At 71.0% G+C, this 16224-nt stretch carries 16 protein-coding genes; 10 read left to right on the forward strand and 6 right to left on the reverse strand.

Translation table 11 applies throughout. The features are described from left to right. Positions 1 to 10: 10 nt before the first annotated feature. Together ACFWJ8_RS10580 and ACFWJ8_RS10585 are read right to left on the reverse strand one after the other, a co-directional pair. Positions 11 to 2026, reverse strand: a complete 2016-nt coding sequence (locus ACFWJ8_RS10580; RefSeq protein WP_378811179.1) for an acyltransferase family protein — start codon at positions 2024 to 2026, stop codon at positions 11 to 13. A 61-nt stretch (positions 2027 to 2087) separates the two neighbouring features. After that, positions 2088 to 3308: an MFS transporter gene (locus tag ACFWJ8_RS10585; RefSeq protein ID WP_378811180.1), complete on the reverse strand. Its 1221-nt coding sequence runs from the start codon at positions 3306 to 3308 to the stop codon at positions 2088 to 2090. A 124-nt stretch (positions 3309 to 3432) separates the two neighbouring features. Between ACFWJ8_RS10585 and ACFWJ8_RS10590 the strand changes: the two genes are divergently transcribed. The 4 genes from ACFWJ8_RS10590 to ACFWJ8_RS10605 all read left to right on the forward strand — a co-directional run bounded on the left by ACFWJ8_RS10590 (position 3433) and on the right by ACFWJ8_RS10605 (position 6847). Further along, positions 3433 to 4935 (forward strand): SulP family inorganic anion transporter, encoded by a 1503-nt coding sequence (locus ACFWJ8_RS10590; RefSeq protein ID WP_378811181.1) that lies wholly within the window; start codon positions 3433 to 3435, stop codon positions 4933 to 4935. A 109-nt stretch (positions 4936 to 5044) separates the two neighbouring features. After that, positions 5045 to 5530, forward strand: coding sequence for a peptide-methionine (R)-S-oxide reductase MsrB (msrB, locus tag ACFWJ8_RS10595; RefSeq protein ID WP_378811182.1), 486 nt, complete (start codon positions 5045 to 5047; stop codon positions 5528 to 5530). Beyond that, the gene (gene msrA / locus ACFWJ8_RS10600) at positions 5527 to 6081 is read left to right on the forward strand and encodes a peptide-methionine (S)-S-oxide reductase MsrA (RefSeq protein WP_378811184.1); all 555 of its coding nucleotides are present in this window, start codon (positions 5527 to 5529) and stop codon (positions 6079 to 6081) included. Before msrB ends, msrA begins: the two co-directional genes overlap by 4 nt. Positions 6082 to 6643: 562 nt before the next feature. Next, positions 6644 to 6847: a cold-shock protein gene (locus ACFWJ8_RS10605; RefSeq protein WP_026305728.1), complete on the forward strand. Its 204-nt coding sequence runs from the start codon at positions 6644 to 6646 to the stop codon at positions 6845 to 6847. Positions 6848 to 6908: 61 nt separating this feature from the next. Here ACFWJ8_RS10605 and ACFWJ8_RS10610 read toward each other — a convergent pair whose 3' ends face one another. From ACFWJ8_RS10610 to ACFWJ8_RS10620, 3 genes are all read right to left on the reverse strand, one after another. Next, positions 6909 to 7586 (reverse strand): DUF1345 domain-containing protein, encoded by a 678-nt coding sequence (locus ACFWJ8_RS10610; protein WP_378811186.1) that lies wholly within the window; start codon positions 7584 to 7586, stop codon positions 6909 to 6911. Positions 7587 to 7631: 45 nt separating this feature from the next. Then, positions 7632 to 9326 (reverse strand): ABC1 kinase family protein, encoded by a 1695-nt coding sequence (locus tag ACFWJ8_RS10615; RefSeq protein WP_378811187.1) that lies wholly within the window; start codon positions 9324 to 9326, stop codon positions 7632 to 7634. Between the two features lie 74 nt (positions 9327 to 9400). Beyond that, positions 9401 to 9964, reverse strand: a complete 564-nt coding sequence (locus tag ACFWJ8_RS10620) for a PadR family transcriptional regulator (protein WP_378811188.1) — start codon at positions 9962 to 9964, stop codon at positions 9401 to 9403. A gap of 115 nt (positions 9965 to 10079) precedes the next feature. Between ACFWJ8_RS10620 and ACFWJ8_RS10625 the strand changes: the two genes are divergently transcribed. Both ACFWJ8_RS10625 and ACFWJ8_RS10630 read left to right on the forward strand, forming a co-directional pair. Further along, positions 10080 to 10625 carry a MarR family winged helix-turn-helix transcriptional regulator gene (locus ACFWJ8_RS10625; RefSeq protein WP_378811189.1) on the forward strand — a complete coding sequence of 182 codons (546 nt, stop codon included), beginning with the start codon at positions 10080 to 10082 and terminating at the stop codon, positions 10623 to 10625. 1 nt (position 10626) lies between these two features. After that, the gene (locus tag ACFWJ8_RS10630) at positions 10627 to 11427 is read left to right on the forward strand and encodes an SDR family oxidoreductase (protein ID WP_378811191.1); all 801 of its coding nucleotides are present in this window, start codon (positions 10627 to 10629) and stop codon (positions 11425 to 11427) included. Positions 11428 to 11487: 60 nt separating this feature from the next. Here the strand turns inward: ACFWJ8_RS10630 and ACFWJ8_RS10635 are convergent, their stop codons facing one another. Next, positions 11488 to 12918, reverse strand: coding sequence for a dihydrolipoyl dehydrogenase family protein (locus ACFWJ8_RS10635; protein ID WP_378811193.1), 1431 nt, complete (start codon positions 12916 to 12918; stop codon positions 11488 to 11490). A 135-nt stretch (positions 12919 to 13053) separates the two neighbouring features. Here ACFWJ8_RS10635 and ACFWJ8_RS10640 point away from each other — a divergent pair, with 135 nt between their 5' ends. From ACFWJ8_RS10640 to ACFWJ8_RS10655, 4 genes are read left to right on the forward strand one after another with little or no spacing between them, the layout of a single operon-like run. Further along, positions 13054 to 13878, forward strand: coding sequence for an ABC transporter ATP-binding protein (locus ACFWJ8_RS10640; protein WP_378811194.1), 825 nt, complete (start codon positions 13054 to 13056; stop codon positions 13876 to 13878). Beyond that, positions 13875 to 14549, forward strand: a complete 675-nt coding sequence (locus ACFWJ8_RS10645) for an ABC transporter permease (RefSeq protein ID WP_378811196.1) — start codon at positions 13875 to 13877, stop codon at positions 14547 to 14549. The genes ACFWJ8_RS10640 and ACFWJ8_RS10645 overlap by 4 nt, the downstream gene beginning before the upstream one ends. Next, positions 14546 to 15271 carry an ABC transporter permease gene (locus tag ACFWJ8_RS10650; protein ID WP_378811197.1) on the forward strand — a complete coding sequence of 242 codons (726 nt, stop codon included), beginning with the start codon at positions 14546 to 14548 and terminating at the stop codon, positions 15269 to 15271. The genes ACFWJ8_RS10645 and ACFWJ8_RS10650 overlap by 4 nt, the downstream gene beginning before the upstream one ends. Before the next feature lie 24 nt (positions 15272 to 15295). Then, positions 15296 to 16210, forward strand: coding sequence for a glycine betaine ABC transporter substrate-binding protein (locus ACFWJ8_RS10655; RefSeq protein ID WP_378811198.1), 915 nt, complete (start codon positions 15296 to 15298; stop codon positions 16208 to 16210). The last annotated feature ends 14 nt before the right edge of the window (positions 16211 to 16224 follow it).

The raw sequence follows: 16224 nt of genomic DNA on the forward strand, positions 1-16224 counted from the left end.
CGCGGCGGCGTCAGGGCCCGGGCCGGGCGAGCAGCGGTCGCAGGGCGTCACCCAGGACGCCCGACAGGTCGGCGCTGATCGCCGCCGTCAGGTGATGCGAGTCGCGGTAGACCAGCGTGTTGCCGATGATGGGCGGGCACTGTTCGGCATCGCACAGGTAGCCGTTGAGATCGAGCAGAGGGATGCCGCGCTCCCCCGTGGCCGTCACCTCGGCGTCGCGCGCGGGCCCGGCCAGCGCGACCGCGCGCGACCGCGCGCACGCTTCGGCGTCCGACAGGTGCGCAGACAGGCAGGGGGCGGGATCCTCGAGCAGGTCCGGGGTGTCGGCGATGACTGCGGTCGGGGCACGCAGGGCGTCGAGGGTGCGGCCGAGTGCGGCATCCCAGGTCTTCGCGTCGTCGCGGACGCCGGGCGCGAGCTCCGCACCCGAGTACGTGGCGACGATCACCAGAGCCGGCGGATCGGCGTTGATGCGGTCGATGACCGCGTCGCGCCAGATCGGGCACTGCGGGTAGGGGCTGTCGCGACGCAGGGTCTCGATGTCGGCGGCCGGGCAGGAGCTCTTCGTCTGCACCTCGATCGCGTACCCCGCCGACGCCGCGAAGCGCTGCAGGGCCGGGAACCACTGCGCCGCGTGCGAGTCCCCGAACAGCACGATGACCGGAGCCGACGCGTCGCCGTACCGGCAGCCGCGCGCGTCGGTGGCCGCGATCCCGCGCATGCAGCCGTCGTCGTAGACCGCGGGCAGACTCTCTCGCGCGTCGCGCAGGTCGGGCGCGAGGTTGTCGGGCACGAAGTCGGTGCCGCTGGGCAGCTCGGTGATGACAGTGCCGGCCGCGGCGCGTTCGGCGTGGAGCGACCGCGTGTCGACGACGGCGTACGCGCCGCTCGCGATGCCCAGGCACGCGAGCGAGCCTGCCACCGCGCCGACGAGGGTGACGCGCGCGCGCCGCCTCGTCAGCACAGGTGCGCGGCGCACCGGGTCCTCGACGAACCGGTAGAGCAGCCATGCCGCGGGCACGCAGGCGACGGCGATCAGCAGGGTCGCCCACAGCGGCAGCGGCCCCGGGACGACGGCGCCAGGCAGCACGAGTGCGGGCCAGTGCACGAGGTACAGCGAGTACGAGATCGTGCCGATCAGCACCATGCCGGGGGTCGACAGCAGCCGCGTGGGTCCGCCGCGGCTCTCGCCGGCCGCGATGACCGCGGCCGTTCCGAGCACGGGGAGCGCCGCCGCGACGCCAGGGAACACCGTCTCGGACGAGAAGAGGACGATGGATGCCGTCACCCCCGCGATCCCCGTCCACCCGAGGATCGGGGCCCACCTCTCCCCCACGACGCGGCGCCGCTGCTGCAGCAGCACCGCCGTGAGCCCTCCGACGCCCAGTTCCCACGCCCGGGCGGGCAGCGAGAAGAACGCCCACGGCTGTGCCTCGAACGTCAGCCACACGCACAGGGCGAACGACGCCGCGACGATCCCGACGAGCACGCCGATCAGCGCGCGACGTGAGCGCACGGCGACCCAGACGAGGGCGAGCAGCGCCGGCCACAGCAGGTAGAACTGCTCCTCGACGCCCAGCGACCAGTAGTGCTGGAACAGCGATGGACTCGACGACTCGGCCAGGTAGTCGGAGTCCGCGAGAGCGAAGAAGTAGTTCGGCACGTACAGGGCGGTCGCGACGGCGGCCGCCCACACGTCCTTCATGAGCAGCGGCGGGTACCAGATGAGCGCCGCGGTCACCGTCAGCAGCAGCACGACGAACGCGGCAGGAAGGATGCGACGCACGCGGCGCGCGTAGAACTGGCCGAAGCTCACCCTGCCGTGCACGCGGAGCTGCTCGAGCAGATGCGAGGTGATCAGGAACCCCGAGATCACGAAGAAGACGTCGACGCCGACGTACCCGCCGGGGAGGAACGGAACCCCCGCGTGGTAGAGCAGGACGGATCCGACCGCGATCGCGCGCAGTCCCTGGATATCGGCGCGGAAACCCGAGTGGTCGGGCTGGGCGCGGGCTCGGTCCACCACCCGAGCGACTCTAGGCGCGGCCCATCGGCGGCGCCCACCCCCTTGACGAACAGCGCCGCCGTCACGTATCCGAGGACGAGGTTGCGCGCAGCCACAGCGCCGCCGGCAGCGCGGCCAGTGCGATGAGCGCCAGCACCGCGCCGGCGACGCCCGCCCATCCGAGCGCGGCGAACACGAACCCGAGCGCCCACCCGAACAGGCTCGACCCGCCGTAGTACCCCAGGTAGTACAGCGACGACGCCTGCGCCCGCGCATCGGGGCCGGTCGCGACCGGCGCCCAGCCCGACGCGACGGCATGCGCGGCGAAGAACCCCGCCGTGAACACCAGCAGTCCGACGAGGATCACCGGTACCGCCGGCGGCAGCGTGAGCGCCGCTCCGGCCGCCATCACGACGATCGACGCCATGAGCACCGGGAACCGCCCGAAGCGCGTCGCCAGCGCGCCGGCCACCGGAGAGGCCACCGTGCCCGCCAGATAGGCGAGGAACAGCAGGCTGACGGCCCCGTGCGGCATCGAGTACGGCGGTTCGGTGAGACTGAAGCCGAGGTAGTTGTAGAGCGCGACGAACCCGCCCATGAGCAGGAACCCCTGCGCGTACAGGGCGAGCTGGCGCCGGGACCGCAGGTTCTCGGCCAGCCGGTGCGCGAGCGACGGCCCGGGATGCCGCCGATGCCGCAGCGCCACGAAGCCGCGCGCCCGGGGCACGAGCACAAGGAACGCGACCGCCGACAGTGCGCACACCACCGCGACCGCCAGGACGCCCGCCTCCCAGCCCGCGACGTCCCCGACCGGACCGGCGACCAGTCGTCCGGCGAGGCCACCGATCGTCGTGCCCGCGATGTAGCTGCCGGCCGCGGCCGCCGTGTGGGCGGCATCCACTTCTTCACTGAGATACGCGAGCGCGATCGCAGGCACCGCGCCGAGGCCGACGCCCTCCAGCAGCCGCAGCACGATCAGCATGCCGATGTCGGGGCTGAACGGCGCGAGCAGCCCGAAGACGGTGGCGATGAGGATGCCGGCGGCCATCGCCGGCACCCGGCCCACCCGGTCGGCGACCGCCGACCACGGGATCACCGTCACGGCGAGCCCCAGCGTCGTCATCGAGACGGCGAGCGCCGCGGTCGCCGGCGGCACGTCGAACTCGGCCGCGATGAGCGGCAGCACCGCCTGCGGGGAGTACAGCTGCGCGAACGTCGCGATGCCCGCGAAGAAGAGGCCCGCGATGAGCCGGCGGTATGCGCGGTCGCCGGGCAGATGCCCTGTGAACGTGGCGGCCGACATCACCCCGAGCCTACGCCCGCGGGTGCCCGGCGCGTCCCGGCTAGAGTCGTGGAGGCCGCGCGCGGCGCGGCATCCTCTTCTCGATCCCTTGCGGCGCAACGATGCGCACCCGACAGGAGACCTCGTGTCCGCCGCCATCGCCGAACCCACCGACCGCTACCGGGTCACGCCCACCGTCCTGCAGGCGCTGCGCAGTCCCCGCGTGCTGACGCGCGAGGTGCTCGCCGGGCTCGTCACGGCGCTCGCGCTGATCCCCGAGGCGATCGCGTTCTCGGTCGTCGCCGGCGTCGACCCCCGCGTCGGTCTGTTCTCGTCGTTCGTGCTGGCCGTCATGATCGCGTTCACCGGCGGGCGCCCGGCGATGATCACGGCCGCCGCGGGGGCCGTCGCGCTCGTCATCGCGCCCGTGGCGCGCGAGCACGGGCCGGACTACCTGATCGTGACCATCGCGCTCGCGGGGGTGCTCCAGGTGCTGTTCGCCGTGCTCGGCGTCGCGCGCCTGCTGCGCTTCATCCCGCGCAGCGTCATGGTCGGGTTCGTCAACGCGCTCGCGATCCTCATCTTCCTGTCGCAGCTGCCCCAGCTCATCGACGTGCCGTGGGCCGTGTACGTCCTCGTCGCTGCGGGGCTCGGCATCCTCCTCGTCTGGCCCCGCATCACGCGCGCGATCCCGGCCCCGCTCGTCGCGATCGTGCTGCTCACGGCCGCGGTCGTCGTGTTCGGCATGTCGGTGCCGAACGTCGCAGACCAGGGCGAGCTGCCGCGCAGCCTGCCCGAGCTGCTCGTCCCGCATGTGCCGCTGACGTGGGAGACGCTGCAGATCGTCGCCCCGTTCGCGCTGGCCGCCGCCCTCGTGGGGCTGCTGGAGTCGCTCATGACCGCGAAGCTCGTCGACGACCTCACCGACACGCACTCCCGCAAGACCCGCGAGGCGTGGGGCCTCGGGGTCGCCAATGTGGTGTCGGCCTTCTTCGGCGGCACCGGCGGCTGCGCGATGATCGGCCAGACGATGATCAACGTCAAGACCTCGGGCGGTCGCACGCGCATCTCGACGCTCCTCGCGGGCGTGTGGGTGCTGGTGCTCGTCGTCGCGCTCGGAGACATCGTCGGCCTCATCCCGATGGCGGCGCTCGTGGCCGTGATGATCGTGGTGTCGGCGATGACGTTCGACTGGCACAGCATCCGACCGTCGACGCTGCGGCGCCTGCCCCTCAGCGAGACCGCCGTCATGCTCGTCACCGTGATCGCCACGGTCTGGACGCACAACCTCGCGGTCGGCGTGATCCTCGGCGTGCTCGCCGCGATGGTGCTGTTCGCCCGACGTGTCGCCCACTTCACCACGGTGACCCGCACGGTCGACGGCGGCACCGCGCGCTACCGCGTCGACGGCGAGCTGTTCTTCGCGTCGAGCAACGACCTCACGACGCAGTTCGAGTACGCGTCGGATCCCGCGCACGTCGTCATCGACCTGTCGCGCACCCATGTGTGGGACGCCTCGACGGTCGCCGCACTCGATGCGATCGTCACGAAGTACGCGCAGCGGGGCATTGCGGTCGAGCTGGCGGGCATGACCGATGCAGCGGCCGCGTTCCACGGCCGGCTGACCGGCGAGCTCGGATCCGCCTGAGACGCCCCCGGAACTCACAGCCCGGTCCCAGGTTCGCGGGACCAAAACAGCCGAGGCATCCGTTCTTCTTCATGACGCCGCAGCCAGCCGCGTCGACCCAGGAGGAATCGTGAGTGACGACTACCGCAAGACCCCCGAGGCGCTCAGCCGCCTCACCCCCGCCCAGTACCGCGTGACGCAGGACGACGGCACCGAGCCGGCGTTCCGCAACGAGTACTGGAACAACCACGCGCCCGGCATCTACGTCGACGTGGTTTCGGGCCAGCCGCTCTTCTCGTCGGCCGACAAGTACGACAGCGGAACCGGATGGCCGAGCTTCACCCGCCCCATCGAGCCCGACGCGGTGACCACCAAGAAGGACCGGTCGCTGTTCATGCCCCGCACCGAGGTGCGCTCCTCGGGCGCCGACAGTCATCTGGGTCACGTCTTCCCGGACGGCCCCCGGGATGCCGGCGGCCTGAGATACTGCATGAACTCGGCCGCACTGCGCTTCGTGCCCGTCTCGTCGCTCGACGACGAGGGCTACGGCGCCTACCTCGACCGCTTCGAGACGCTCAGCGACCAGAACCCCGAGAACCAGGAGAACGCATCATGACCAGCGGACCCTTCGACACCGGAGAGATCACCCGCACCCCCGGCACCGAGACGGCGATCCTCGCCGGCGGCTGTTTCTGGGGCATGGAGGACCTCATCCGCCGCCAGCCCGGCGTGCTGTCGACCCGCGTCGGCTACACCGGCGGCGAGAACGCCCACGCGACCTACCAGCGCCACCCCGGCCACGCCGAGGCGGTCGAGATCGTCTTCGACCCCGCAGCGACCTCGTACCGCGACATCCTGGCGTTCTTCTTCCAGATCCACGACCCGTCGACGAAGAACCGTCAGGGCAACGACATCGGCACCAGCTACCGCTCCGCGATCTTCCCGCTCTCCCCCGAGCAGGCCGAGGTCGCCCGCGACACGATCGCCGACGTGGACGCCTCGGGCCTGTGGCCGGCCAAGGCCGTCACCACGATCGAGTCCGAGGGCCCGTTCTGGGAGGCCGAGCCCGAGCACCAGGACTACCTGATCCGCTACCCCAACGGGTACACGTGCCACTTCCCGCGCGCCGGGTGGGTCCTGCCCAAGCGCGCCGACGCGACGGCGTAGCACCGGACGACGAGGGGATGCCGCGGCCCGCCGGGTCGCGGCATCCTCTCGTTCCCAGGCGGGGAGCCAGAGAACTGTGATACGGTTGCGGTCGCCCGATCGGGCCGCCGCGTCGATCTCCTCTGCCTCATTGCGGAGAACAGAGCGCTCGACGCCTCACCGCCACCGCGGTCGCATCCTTCCTCCGACTCCCGCGAACGACCACGTCCTCGTCTCGTCCGCGCACCCACACGTTTTGACACTCATTCACCCTGCATCCGTATCCCTTCATCCCCCGCTCGACTGGCGCCAGGCCGACCACGACGTCTTCGTCGCCACGTCGGCCGGCGAGTACGCCGGCTTCGTCCACATCGTCGCCGACGGCTTCGAGGCGCACAGTGCCCGCGGCGAGCACCTCGGCGTGTTCGCCGACCGCAGCGCCGCCGCGCACGCCGTCGCGGCATCCATCACCCGCACTCCGCGCTCCCGTACGCGCGGCGTGCCCCACCTTCGTCCGCTCCGCACACGTCGGAGCGGCACCCCGGGCCGCACACGCGGTCCACAGAACAAAAGGAAAGACACGATGGCCACTGGCACCGTGAAATGGTTCAACTCCGAGAAGGGCTACGGCTTCATCGCTCCCGATGACGGCTCGGCCGATCTCTTCGCACACTTCAGCGCGATCGCGGGCAACGGCTTCAAGGAGCTGCGCGAGGACCAGAAGGTGGAGTTCGACGCCGAGCAGGGCCCGAAGGGCATGCAGGCAGCCAACATCCGCCCGCTCTGACGCGCGCGACGATGGCCGGGACGGAGCATCCGTCCCGGCCATCGACGTCTCCGGAGCCGGCTCACCCGTTGATGATCGTGCTGAAGGCGAGCACGATGATCAGCGCGTTGAGGAAGAAGCTCGTGGTCGTGTGCCACACGACCGTCCAGCGCATGCGCGTCGTCATGACCTGCACGTCCGAGACCGAGAAGTTCGTCGCATTCGTGAACGAGAAGTACACGAAGTCGGCGATGCGCGGTGTGCCGGTGCCCGGGAACACCAGCGGCGGCACGACCGCGCGCCGGTAGCGGCGCTCGTAGATGCGCGCGAAGCCCCAGTGGTACAGCGCCCACGACAGCAGCATCGCGATGATCGCCACCGGTTCCACCCATCCGGCCCACTGGGGGTCGTCGCGCAGCACCAGGATCTCGGTCGCGGCGATGATGCCCACGAGGCTCGCGAGGAACGTCGTGCTCACCGTGACGGCGTTCACGACCGGGTGCAGGTCGACGCGGGCGACCCAGCGCGGCGCCGCGTCATGTGGACGGCGGACCGTCACCGCGACGGCGATCACCGACGCCAGCCAGTAGAACCCCGCGAGGAGCGACCAGCCCGCCAGCGCGGGCACCGTGTCCTCTGCGTCCTCAGCCAGGAACACCACGAGCCCCAGCCAGATCAGGGCGAGCTGCACGAGCAGGTCCGCGACCCGCACGATCACCGCCCAGACCACACGCACCCCCGACACGAGTTCCTGGGTCACACCGTAGCGGCTGCGGTGCCGAAGACGGCGACCGACCGCGGGCTGTCACTCGCCGGGGCGTCGAAGGAATCCCGAGAACAGGGCGTGCAGCAGCGGCAGGATCGACAGGATCATCAGCGCGGTCCCGATCACGAGGTCCTCGGAGCGCAGCACGGCGCCGCTGATCAGCAGTCCCGCGAACAGCACGGCCGACACCGCGCGACGGCCCATGCGCTCGAGCCTGCGCAGCTTCTGGTCGAGCTTGGGCACGTCGGCCACGAGCTTGCCGTCGACGATCTGCGACACCATCTCGTCCAGTCGGCGCGGCAGGCGAGCGACGACCCCGGCGACCGACACCGCCTCCTTCGCGAACCCCTGCACCAGGTTGCCGCTCTGATCACGCAGCAGCTGGTCGGCGTACGGCTCGACGGCGTCCCACACGTTGAACGCCGGATCGAGCGCGCTGCACACGCCGCTCGTGAGCGAGATGGCCCTCACGATGAGCAGGAAGTTCTCGGGCAGCTGGAAAGGCAGCGATCGCACCACGTCGCCGAACTCGGTCGCGAAGGCCTGGAACTCACGCGGGTCGACCTTCTGCAGCTCTGCGAAGCCCATGCCGCCGAACCGGGCGAACAGGGCCGTCATCGCCCGCTCGAGTTCACGGGTGTCGGCTGACGGCAGCAATGCGCCGACGTCCTGGATGCTCGCCACCATCCGCTTGCTGTCGCGCGCGGCGACCGCGATGATCAGCTGCTGCAGGCCGGTGCGCAGGGTGGCCGGCACCTCGCCCATCATCCCGAAGTCGACGAAGGTGAGCCTCCACGGCTGCGCGCCGGCTGCGGCGCCGGGTGCGGCAGGCGTCACGAAGATGTTGCCCGGGTGGGGGTCGGCGTGGAAGTACCCGTCGACGAACAGCTGGTCGAACATCACGTTCGCGAACTCTTTCGCGACCTCGGCCGGGTCGATCCCGGCCGCGCGCAGGCCGTCGACATCGGTGATCTTGACCGCCGTCACGTCGGCGAGCGTCAGCACACGCCGGGTCGTGCGCTCCCATGCGACCTCGGGCACGCTGACGCGCTCGTCACCCGCGAAGTTCTCGGCGAACCGCGCTGCGTTGCGCGCCTCCCGCAGATAGTCGATCTCGTCGCGGCTCGTGCTCGCGAACTCCTCGACGAGCGCCGGCAGGTCGACGTGGTCGTGCACGACGCGCACGCGGCTGAGCCACGTCGCCACGCGCCGCAGCGCCGCGAGGTCGACGTCGACGATCTGCTCGATGCCGGGCCGCTGCACCTTCACCACGACGTCCGCGAAGCCGGTGTCGGCGCCATCCTCCGGGTTCAGCCGCGCGCGGTGGGCCTGGCCGAGGGATGCCGCGGCCACCGGCGTCTCGTCCACCCACGCGAAGGCGCGCTCGAGCGGCATGCGCAGCTCCGTCTCGGCGAGCGCGCGGATCGCGGGGAACGCCACCGGCGGCACCTCGTCCTGCAGCCCCTCCAGCTCGGTCGTGATCTCGGGCGGCAGCACGTCGAGGCGCGACGAGAGGAACTGCCCGACCTTGATCATGAGCCCGCCGAGCGACACGGCGAGCACATGGAACCTCTGCGCGATGTGCTCGAGGCGCTTCGACCGGTTGCGGGCCGCCAGTGCGCTCAGCCCGAAGCGCGGCAGGACCAGCTCGAACCACCACGCCTGCACCATGTAGCGGGCGGCGAACCTCAGGATCCGCCGATAGCGGGCGCGCGTGTTGCCGGCGTCTGCCATCCGACTCTCCTAGATCCCGCGTGCCCGCGATCCGATCGCGCGCCCCCGTCGCCGACGTGCTGCGCCGGCACCCGTCAGTCCTGAGCGAGGATCGAGTAGAGCTTACGCCGCGCCTCGTCGAGCACGTCGACGGCCTGCGCGACCTGGTCGGGGGTGCCCCCGCGCGCGACCTGGGCTGCGGCCTGCGCGAGCTTGGCGCCCGCCTTGGGGAGCGCCGTGGCGCGGCCCGCGTCGTGCGTGCCGAACGACTCCCACGGAGCGGTGCGGTCCTCGCCCGCGTCGACCTCGGCGCGGCCGGCGTCGGTGAGCGAGTAGGTCTTCTTGCCGCCGGACTCCTCGGCGATCACCAGTCCCTCGTCGGCGAGCAGCTGCAGCGTCGGGTAGACCGAACCGGGGCTCGGCTTCCACGCGCCGCCGCTGCGCTCCTCGATCTCGTGGATGATCTGGTAGCCGTGCATGGGCTGCTCCGCGAGCACCGCGAGCACGGCGGCCCGCACGTCGCCGCGGGCGACGCGTGGCGAGAAGCGCTGCTCGAACGCGTCACGCAGCTGGTCCATCGCCTCGAAGAGCCCGCCGGGCAGACTCTGCCCCGCCTGGTTCCGGTGACGGGGTCCGAACCCCGGGTACGTACCGCTCATGACGACCTCCTGACGAGCGCCTACCGATAGCCCGACGATACATAGCGATATATCGGCAGGCAACCACTTCTCGAGATTTGGTTGCCTGAGGCAATTACCGTCGTAGACTCGAGACATGGATGCCGCACCCCGCGCCGACCTGCTCTCCTCGCTCACGCGACTCATGTCGCGGTGGTCGTCGAGCACCGTCCAGGCGCGCATCGCGAGCGGCGTCGGCGTCGCGCTCGATCCGACCGAGATCCGGGCCGTGTACACGCTCGGGCTGCATGGCGGCGCCGCCCGCCCGAGCGTGCTCGCCGACGAGCTGAACGTCACGCGTCCGACGATGTCGAAGCTCGTCGCCCGGCTGCTCGCCGACGACCTCGTCACGCGCGGCGCACACCCGGACGACGGCCGGGCGGCGACCGTCGCCTTCACCCCGCGTGGCCTCGACGCGTACCGCCGACTGGTCACCGCCGGACACGACATGGTCGACCACGTGCTGGCCGACTGGTCGCCCGCCGAGATCGACGCCTTCGGCGCCCTGCTGCACCGCTTCGTCGACGGACTCCTCACGGAGTCCCCGGCATCCCTGACTCCCGCGGACCCCGCCCGAGAAGAACCCGCCGCCCACCCGCGGCACCGCGCGACGGCGATCCCGTCGCCCACAGAAGGAGACTGAAATGCCCCGCACCTACGTCGTCACCGGTTCCGCATCCGGAATCGGCGCCGCCACCGCCGAACTTCTGCGCGGTCGCGGCGAGACCGTCGTCGGCATCGATCTGCAGGGCGCCGAGGTCGAGGCCGACCTGTCCACCCCCGCGGGGCGCGCGGACGCCGCCGCCCGTGCGATCGCCCGGACCGGCGGCGTCGTTGACGGCGTGATCGCCTGTGCAGGCATCTCCGCGCCGATCGGCAAGACGATGTCGATCAACTTCTTCGGCGTGACCGAGCTGCTCACCGCCCTCCTCCCCGCGCTGCGCGCATCGGAGGCGCCGCGAGCCGCCGTGGTGTCGTCGATGGCCTCGCTGCAGCCGGTCGACGCGGCGCTCGTCGAGGCGGCGCTTTCCGGCGACGAGGCAGCCGCCCTCGCCCGGGGCGACGAGCTGGCCGCGCAGGGCCCCGAGGTCGGCTACCTCAACTACCCGTCGTCCAAGCGCGCCCTGTCGCGCTGGGTGCGCCGCGCCTCGATCTCGGAGGACTGGGCGGGCTCCGGCATCCCCCTCAACGCCGTCGCCCCCGGCACCGTCATCACGCCGATGACCGCCGGGCTGCTCGCCACGCCCGAGGGTGCGGCGATGGTCGACGCCGCCGTGCCGATGCCGCTGAACCACCACCAGCCCGCGTCGTCGATCGCCGAGCTGCTGGTGTGGCTCACGAGCCCGGCGAACACCCACATGGCGGGCCAGACGATCTACTGCGACGGCGGCGCCGACGCGACGCTCCGCGGCGACGACATCTGGTCGTGGAACGACGCCGCGTGATCCCCGTCCGCCGCTGAGACGAGTGGATGCCGCACGCCCGGGCCGCGGCATCCACTTCTCTCATTCCAGGGTGGGCCTGCCGTACGCCTCCAGCAGCCGCAGCCACACCTCGCTGATCGTCGGATACGACGGCACCGCGTGCCACAGCCGCTCGATCGGCACCTCGCCGACGATCGCGATGGTGGCGGAGTGCAGCAGCTCGCCGACGTCCTGCCCGACGAACGTGGCGCCCACGAGCACGTGACGCTGCTCGTCGATGATCGCCCGCGCCTGCCCGGAGTAGTGGTCGGCGACCTCGCTCGCACCCGAGACCCAGTACAGGTCGTAGTCGACCACGCGGACGTCGAGCCCCGCCTTCTTCGCCGACGCCTCGGTGTGGCCGACCGAGGCCACTTCGGGATGGGTGAAGGCGACCTGCGGGACGGCGGAGTGGTCTGCTGTCGCGACGTGGGCTCCCCACGGCCGGTCGTCGACCGCCCTGGCGCGCGCCCGCGCGGCGATGACGTCGCCGGCGGCCCGGCCCTGGTACTTGCCCTGATGCGTGAGCAGCGCGCGGCGGTTGACATCGCCGACGGCGTAGAGCCAGTCCACGCCGCGGACGCGCAGCGTGTCGTCGACGTCCAGCCAGGATCCCGGTGCGAGTCCGACGACGTCGAGTCCGATGTCGCCGGTGCGGGGCACGCGCCCCGTCGCGACGAGCACCTCGGCGGCGCGCACCTCGGAGCCGTCCGAAAGCGTCAGCACGACGTCGCCGTCCGCGGCGCGCTGGGCGCGCTCGACCTCGACGCCGGTGCGGACATCGGCGCCGGCATCCCGGAGCGCCTTCGTGACCGCCTCGCCCGCGAACGGCTCGGCGCCCCGCAGCAGTCCGGACCGCGCGATGACGGTGACCGGGATGCCGAGCGAGACGAACAGCGTCGCCATCTCGCTGCCGACGACGCCGCCGCCGAGGATCGCGAGGGATGCCGGCACCTCGCGCATGCCCGTCGCGTCGCGGCTCGTCCACGGCTGCGCGTCGCGCAGCCCGGGGATGTCGGGGAGGAGTGCGGCGGAACCGGTCGACACGACGACGGCGTGGCGGGCCACCAGCACGGTCGTGTTGCCGTCGGCTCCGGTCACGGTCACTTCGCGCTCGCCCGTGAGGCGTCCGTGGCCGCGTACGAGGTCGATCCCGGCGCCCTGCAGCCACTCGACCTGCGAGGTGTCGTCCCAGTCGTGGACGAACGTGTCGCGCCGGGCGAGCACCGCCGCGGCGTCGAGGCCGCCGGTGACGGCGCCCGACGCGCCCTGCACATCGCGCACGGCGCGCAGCGCGGCGCCCGGCCGCAGCATGGCCTTGGAGGGGATGCACGCCCAGTACGAGCACTCGCCCCCGACCAGCTCGCTCTCGACGACCACGGTCGACAGACCGCCCTGCACGGCGCGGTCCGCCACGTTCTCACCGACCGGTCCCCCGCCGATCACGATCAGGTCGTATTCCCGAGCAGTCATGCGCCCCAACGTATCGCCGCCCGCGGACACGATGCGACCCCCTTGCGTCTCCGGCACGCGGCGTGATCCTGTCGACGTGTCGGAGGGGTGTGGTTATCTGGGAACCCCGCTGGCAAATCCGGCCGAAAGGGCAGCATGGCGATCGAATTCCGCGCGGTCTCGAAGAGGTATCCGGATGGCACCGTCGCCGTCGACGACTTCAGCGTGCTCATGCCCGCCCACAAGACGACGGTGCTCGTCGGCTCGTCGGGCAGCGGCAAGACCACGCTGCTGCGGATGATCAACCGCCTCATCGAGCCCTCCGGCGGCACCATCACGATCGACGACGAGCCGATCTCCGAGCGCGATCCGGTGAAGCTCCGGCGCGGGATCGGGTACGTGCTGCAGAACGCGGGCCTTCTCCCCCACTTCTCAGTGGTCGACAACATCGCGACCGTGCCGGTGCTGAATGGCGTCCCGCGGGCGCAGGCACGAGATCGCGCCCTCGAGCTCATGGACGTGGTGGGCCTGGAGCGCGGACTCGCGAAGCGCTACCCGAGCCAGCTGTCGGGCGGTCAGCAGCAGCGCGTCGGCGTCGCCCGCGCCCTCGCCGTCGACCCCAACATCCTGCTGATGGACGAGCCCTTCGGCGCCGTCGACCCGATCGTGCGGCGCGAGCTGCAGACCGAGATCATCCGCCTGCAGCGCGAGCTCGCGAAGACGATCGTGTTCGTCACACACGACATCGATGAGGCGTTCCTGCTCGGCGACCAGGTCGTGATCCTCGAGAAGGGCGCGCGCATCGCGCAGATCGGCACGCCCGACGAGATCATCGAGAACCCGGCGAGCGAGTTCGTCGCCGACTTCATCGGGGTCGAACGCGGCGCGCGGGCGCTGCGCGCCAAGCCGACGGCTCACGGCACGGTCCTCATCGACGCGGCCGGGCGTGCGCAGGGCGTGCTGGTGGAGGACTCCGCGTGAGCTGGGTGCTCGACAACCTCGACCTGATCTGGGCGCTCACCGTCGACCATCTGCGGCAGAGCGCGATCGCGGTGGTGGCGGGGTTCGTGCTGGCGGTGCCCATCGGATGGCTCGCGTTCCGGTACACGAAGCTGCGCGGCACCGTCCTCACCATCGTCGGACTGCTGTACACGATCCCGTCGTTCGCGATGTTCTTCGTGCTGCCCCCGATCTTCGGCTTCCCCGTGCTGTCCGAGACCAATGTCATCGTCGCGCTCGCGATCTACGCGGTCGCGATCATGACGCGTTCCGTGACGGACGGTCTCGCCTCGGTCGACGAGGTGAGCCGCTCCGCGGCGATCGCGGTCGGGTTCGGGCCGTGGCGCCGATTCTGGACCGTCGACTTCCCGCTCGCCGGCCCCGTGATCCTCGCGGGACTGCGCGTCACCGCCATGTCGACGATCTCGCTCGCCACGGTGGGCGCGCTCATCGGCGTGCAGAACCTCGGGTACCTCTTCACGAACGGAGCCCAGCGGCGGATCATCGCGGAGGTGTTCGCGGGCGTCGTCGCCGTCGTGGTCGTCGCACTGGTCGTCGACCTCGTGCTCATGCTCCTCGGGCGGGCACTCATGCCGTGGTCGCGCCGGACCGTGACGCCCCGCTTCGACCGGATGCAGTGGGCCCACGCATGAACCTCTTCGTGGACGCACTTGCGTGGATCTTCTCGCCGGACCGGCTGGAAGGGTCACTCACGCTGCCCATGGCGATCGCCCAGCACCTCGCCTTCACATTCGGCTCGGTGCTGATCGCAGCCGTCATCGCGATCCCGATCGGGTACCTGATCGGCCATACCGGCCGCGGACGCGAGGTCGCCGTCTTCCTGTCGGGTGCCGCACGCGCGCTGCCGGCCCTCGGGCTCGTCGTCCTGCTCGTGATGCTCGCCGGCGTCACCCTCAAGACCGAAGCCGCGGTCACCGCCTTCGTGGTCCTCGCGATCCCCTCGATCCTTGCCGGCGCGTACGCCGGAATCGAGGCGATCGACCGCACGGTGATCGACGCAGGCCGCGCGATGGGAATGACCGAGTGGCAGATCCTGTTCCGGATCGAGATGCCACTAGGTCTCTCGCTCCTCATCGGCGGACTGCGCTCCGCCACCCTGCAGGTGGTCGCAACGGTGACGATCGCGGCCTACGTCGGCCTGGGTGGACTCGGCTTCTTCCTCATCCAGGGCCTCCAGACCCGCAACTTCGCCGAGATCCTCGGCGCGGCGATCGTCGTCGTCGTACTTGCCCTCGTACTCGACGGCCTCTTCGCCCTCCTCGCCCGCTACGCCGTCCCACGCACCACGGGGCCTCGCATCCGCACGACCCGGGCTCAGCCCGCGCCGCACCCCGTCGCCCAGACGTCCCACTGAACCCAAACCCACCGGAGGTACGACATGTCCACCGCACGAACCCGCCTGGTTCTCGCCCTCGCGAGCACCGCCGTCGCGGCGCTCGCCCTCGCCGGATGCGCCTCGAGCGACCCCCTCAGCGGCGAGAGCACCGATGACGCGGGCGCCACCGAGTCGTCGACCATCGTCATCGGATCGCAGGCGTACTACTCGAACGAGATCATCGCCGAGATCTACGCACAGGCCCTCGAGGGTGCCGGCTTCACGGTCGACCGCAACTTCAACATCGGCCAGCGCGACCTGTACATGCCGTCGATCGAGGACGGGTCGATCGACCTGTTCCCCGAGTACACGGGCAACCTGCTGCAGTTCTTCGACAAGGACACGACGGCGACCCAGTCCGACGACGTGTACGCCGCCCTGAAGGACGCGCTGCCCGACGGTCTCACGGTCCTCGACCAGTCGCCCGCGACCGACCAGGACTCGTACAACGTGACGTCCGCCTTCGCCGAGGAGCACAACCTGACGTCGATCGCCGACCTGGCGAACGTGGACGGCCTGGTGCTGGGCGGCGCCCCCGAGCTCGAGACGCGCCCGTACGGCCCCACCGGGCTGAAGGACGTCTACGGCGTCACGGTGTCGTTCTCGGCGACCGCCGACACGACGGTCGACGAGCTCGTCGCCGGCAACATCCAGGTCGCCGACGTGTACAGCGCCGACCCGCTCATCAAGACGAAGGACCTCGTGACGCTCGAGGACCCCAAGGGCCTCTTCCTCGCGTCGAACGTGGTGCCGCTGGTCAACGCCGACATCGCCGACGAGATCGCCGACGTCATCAACCCGGTGAGCGCGAAGCTCACCCCCGAGGGCCTCATCGCCCTGAACGTCGAGTCCACCGTGGACCAGCGCTCGTCGGAGGACATCGCGAAGGACTGGCTGGCAGCCAACGGCTTCAGCTGATCCGCCACGGAGGG

The organism is Microbacterium sp. NPDC058389 (assembly GCF_042722305.1).
Lineage (GTDB): Bacteria > Actinomycetota > Actinomycetes > Actinomycetales > Microbacteriaceae > Microbacterium.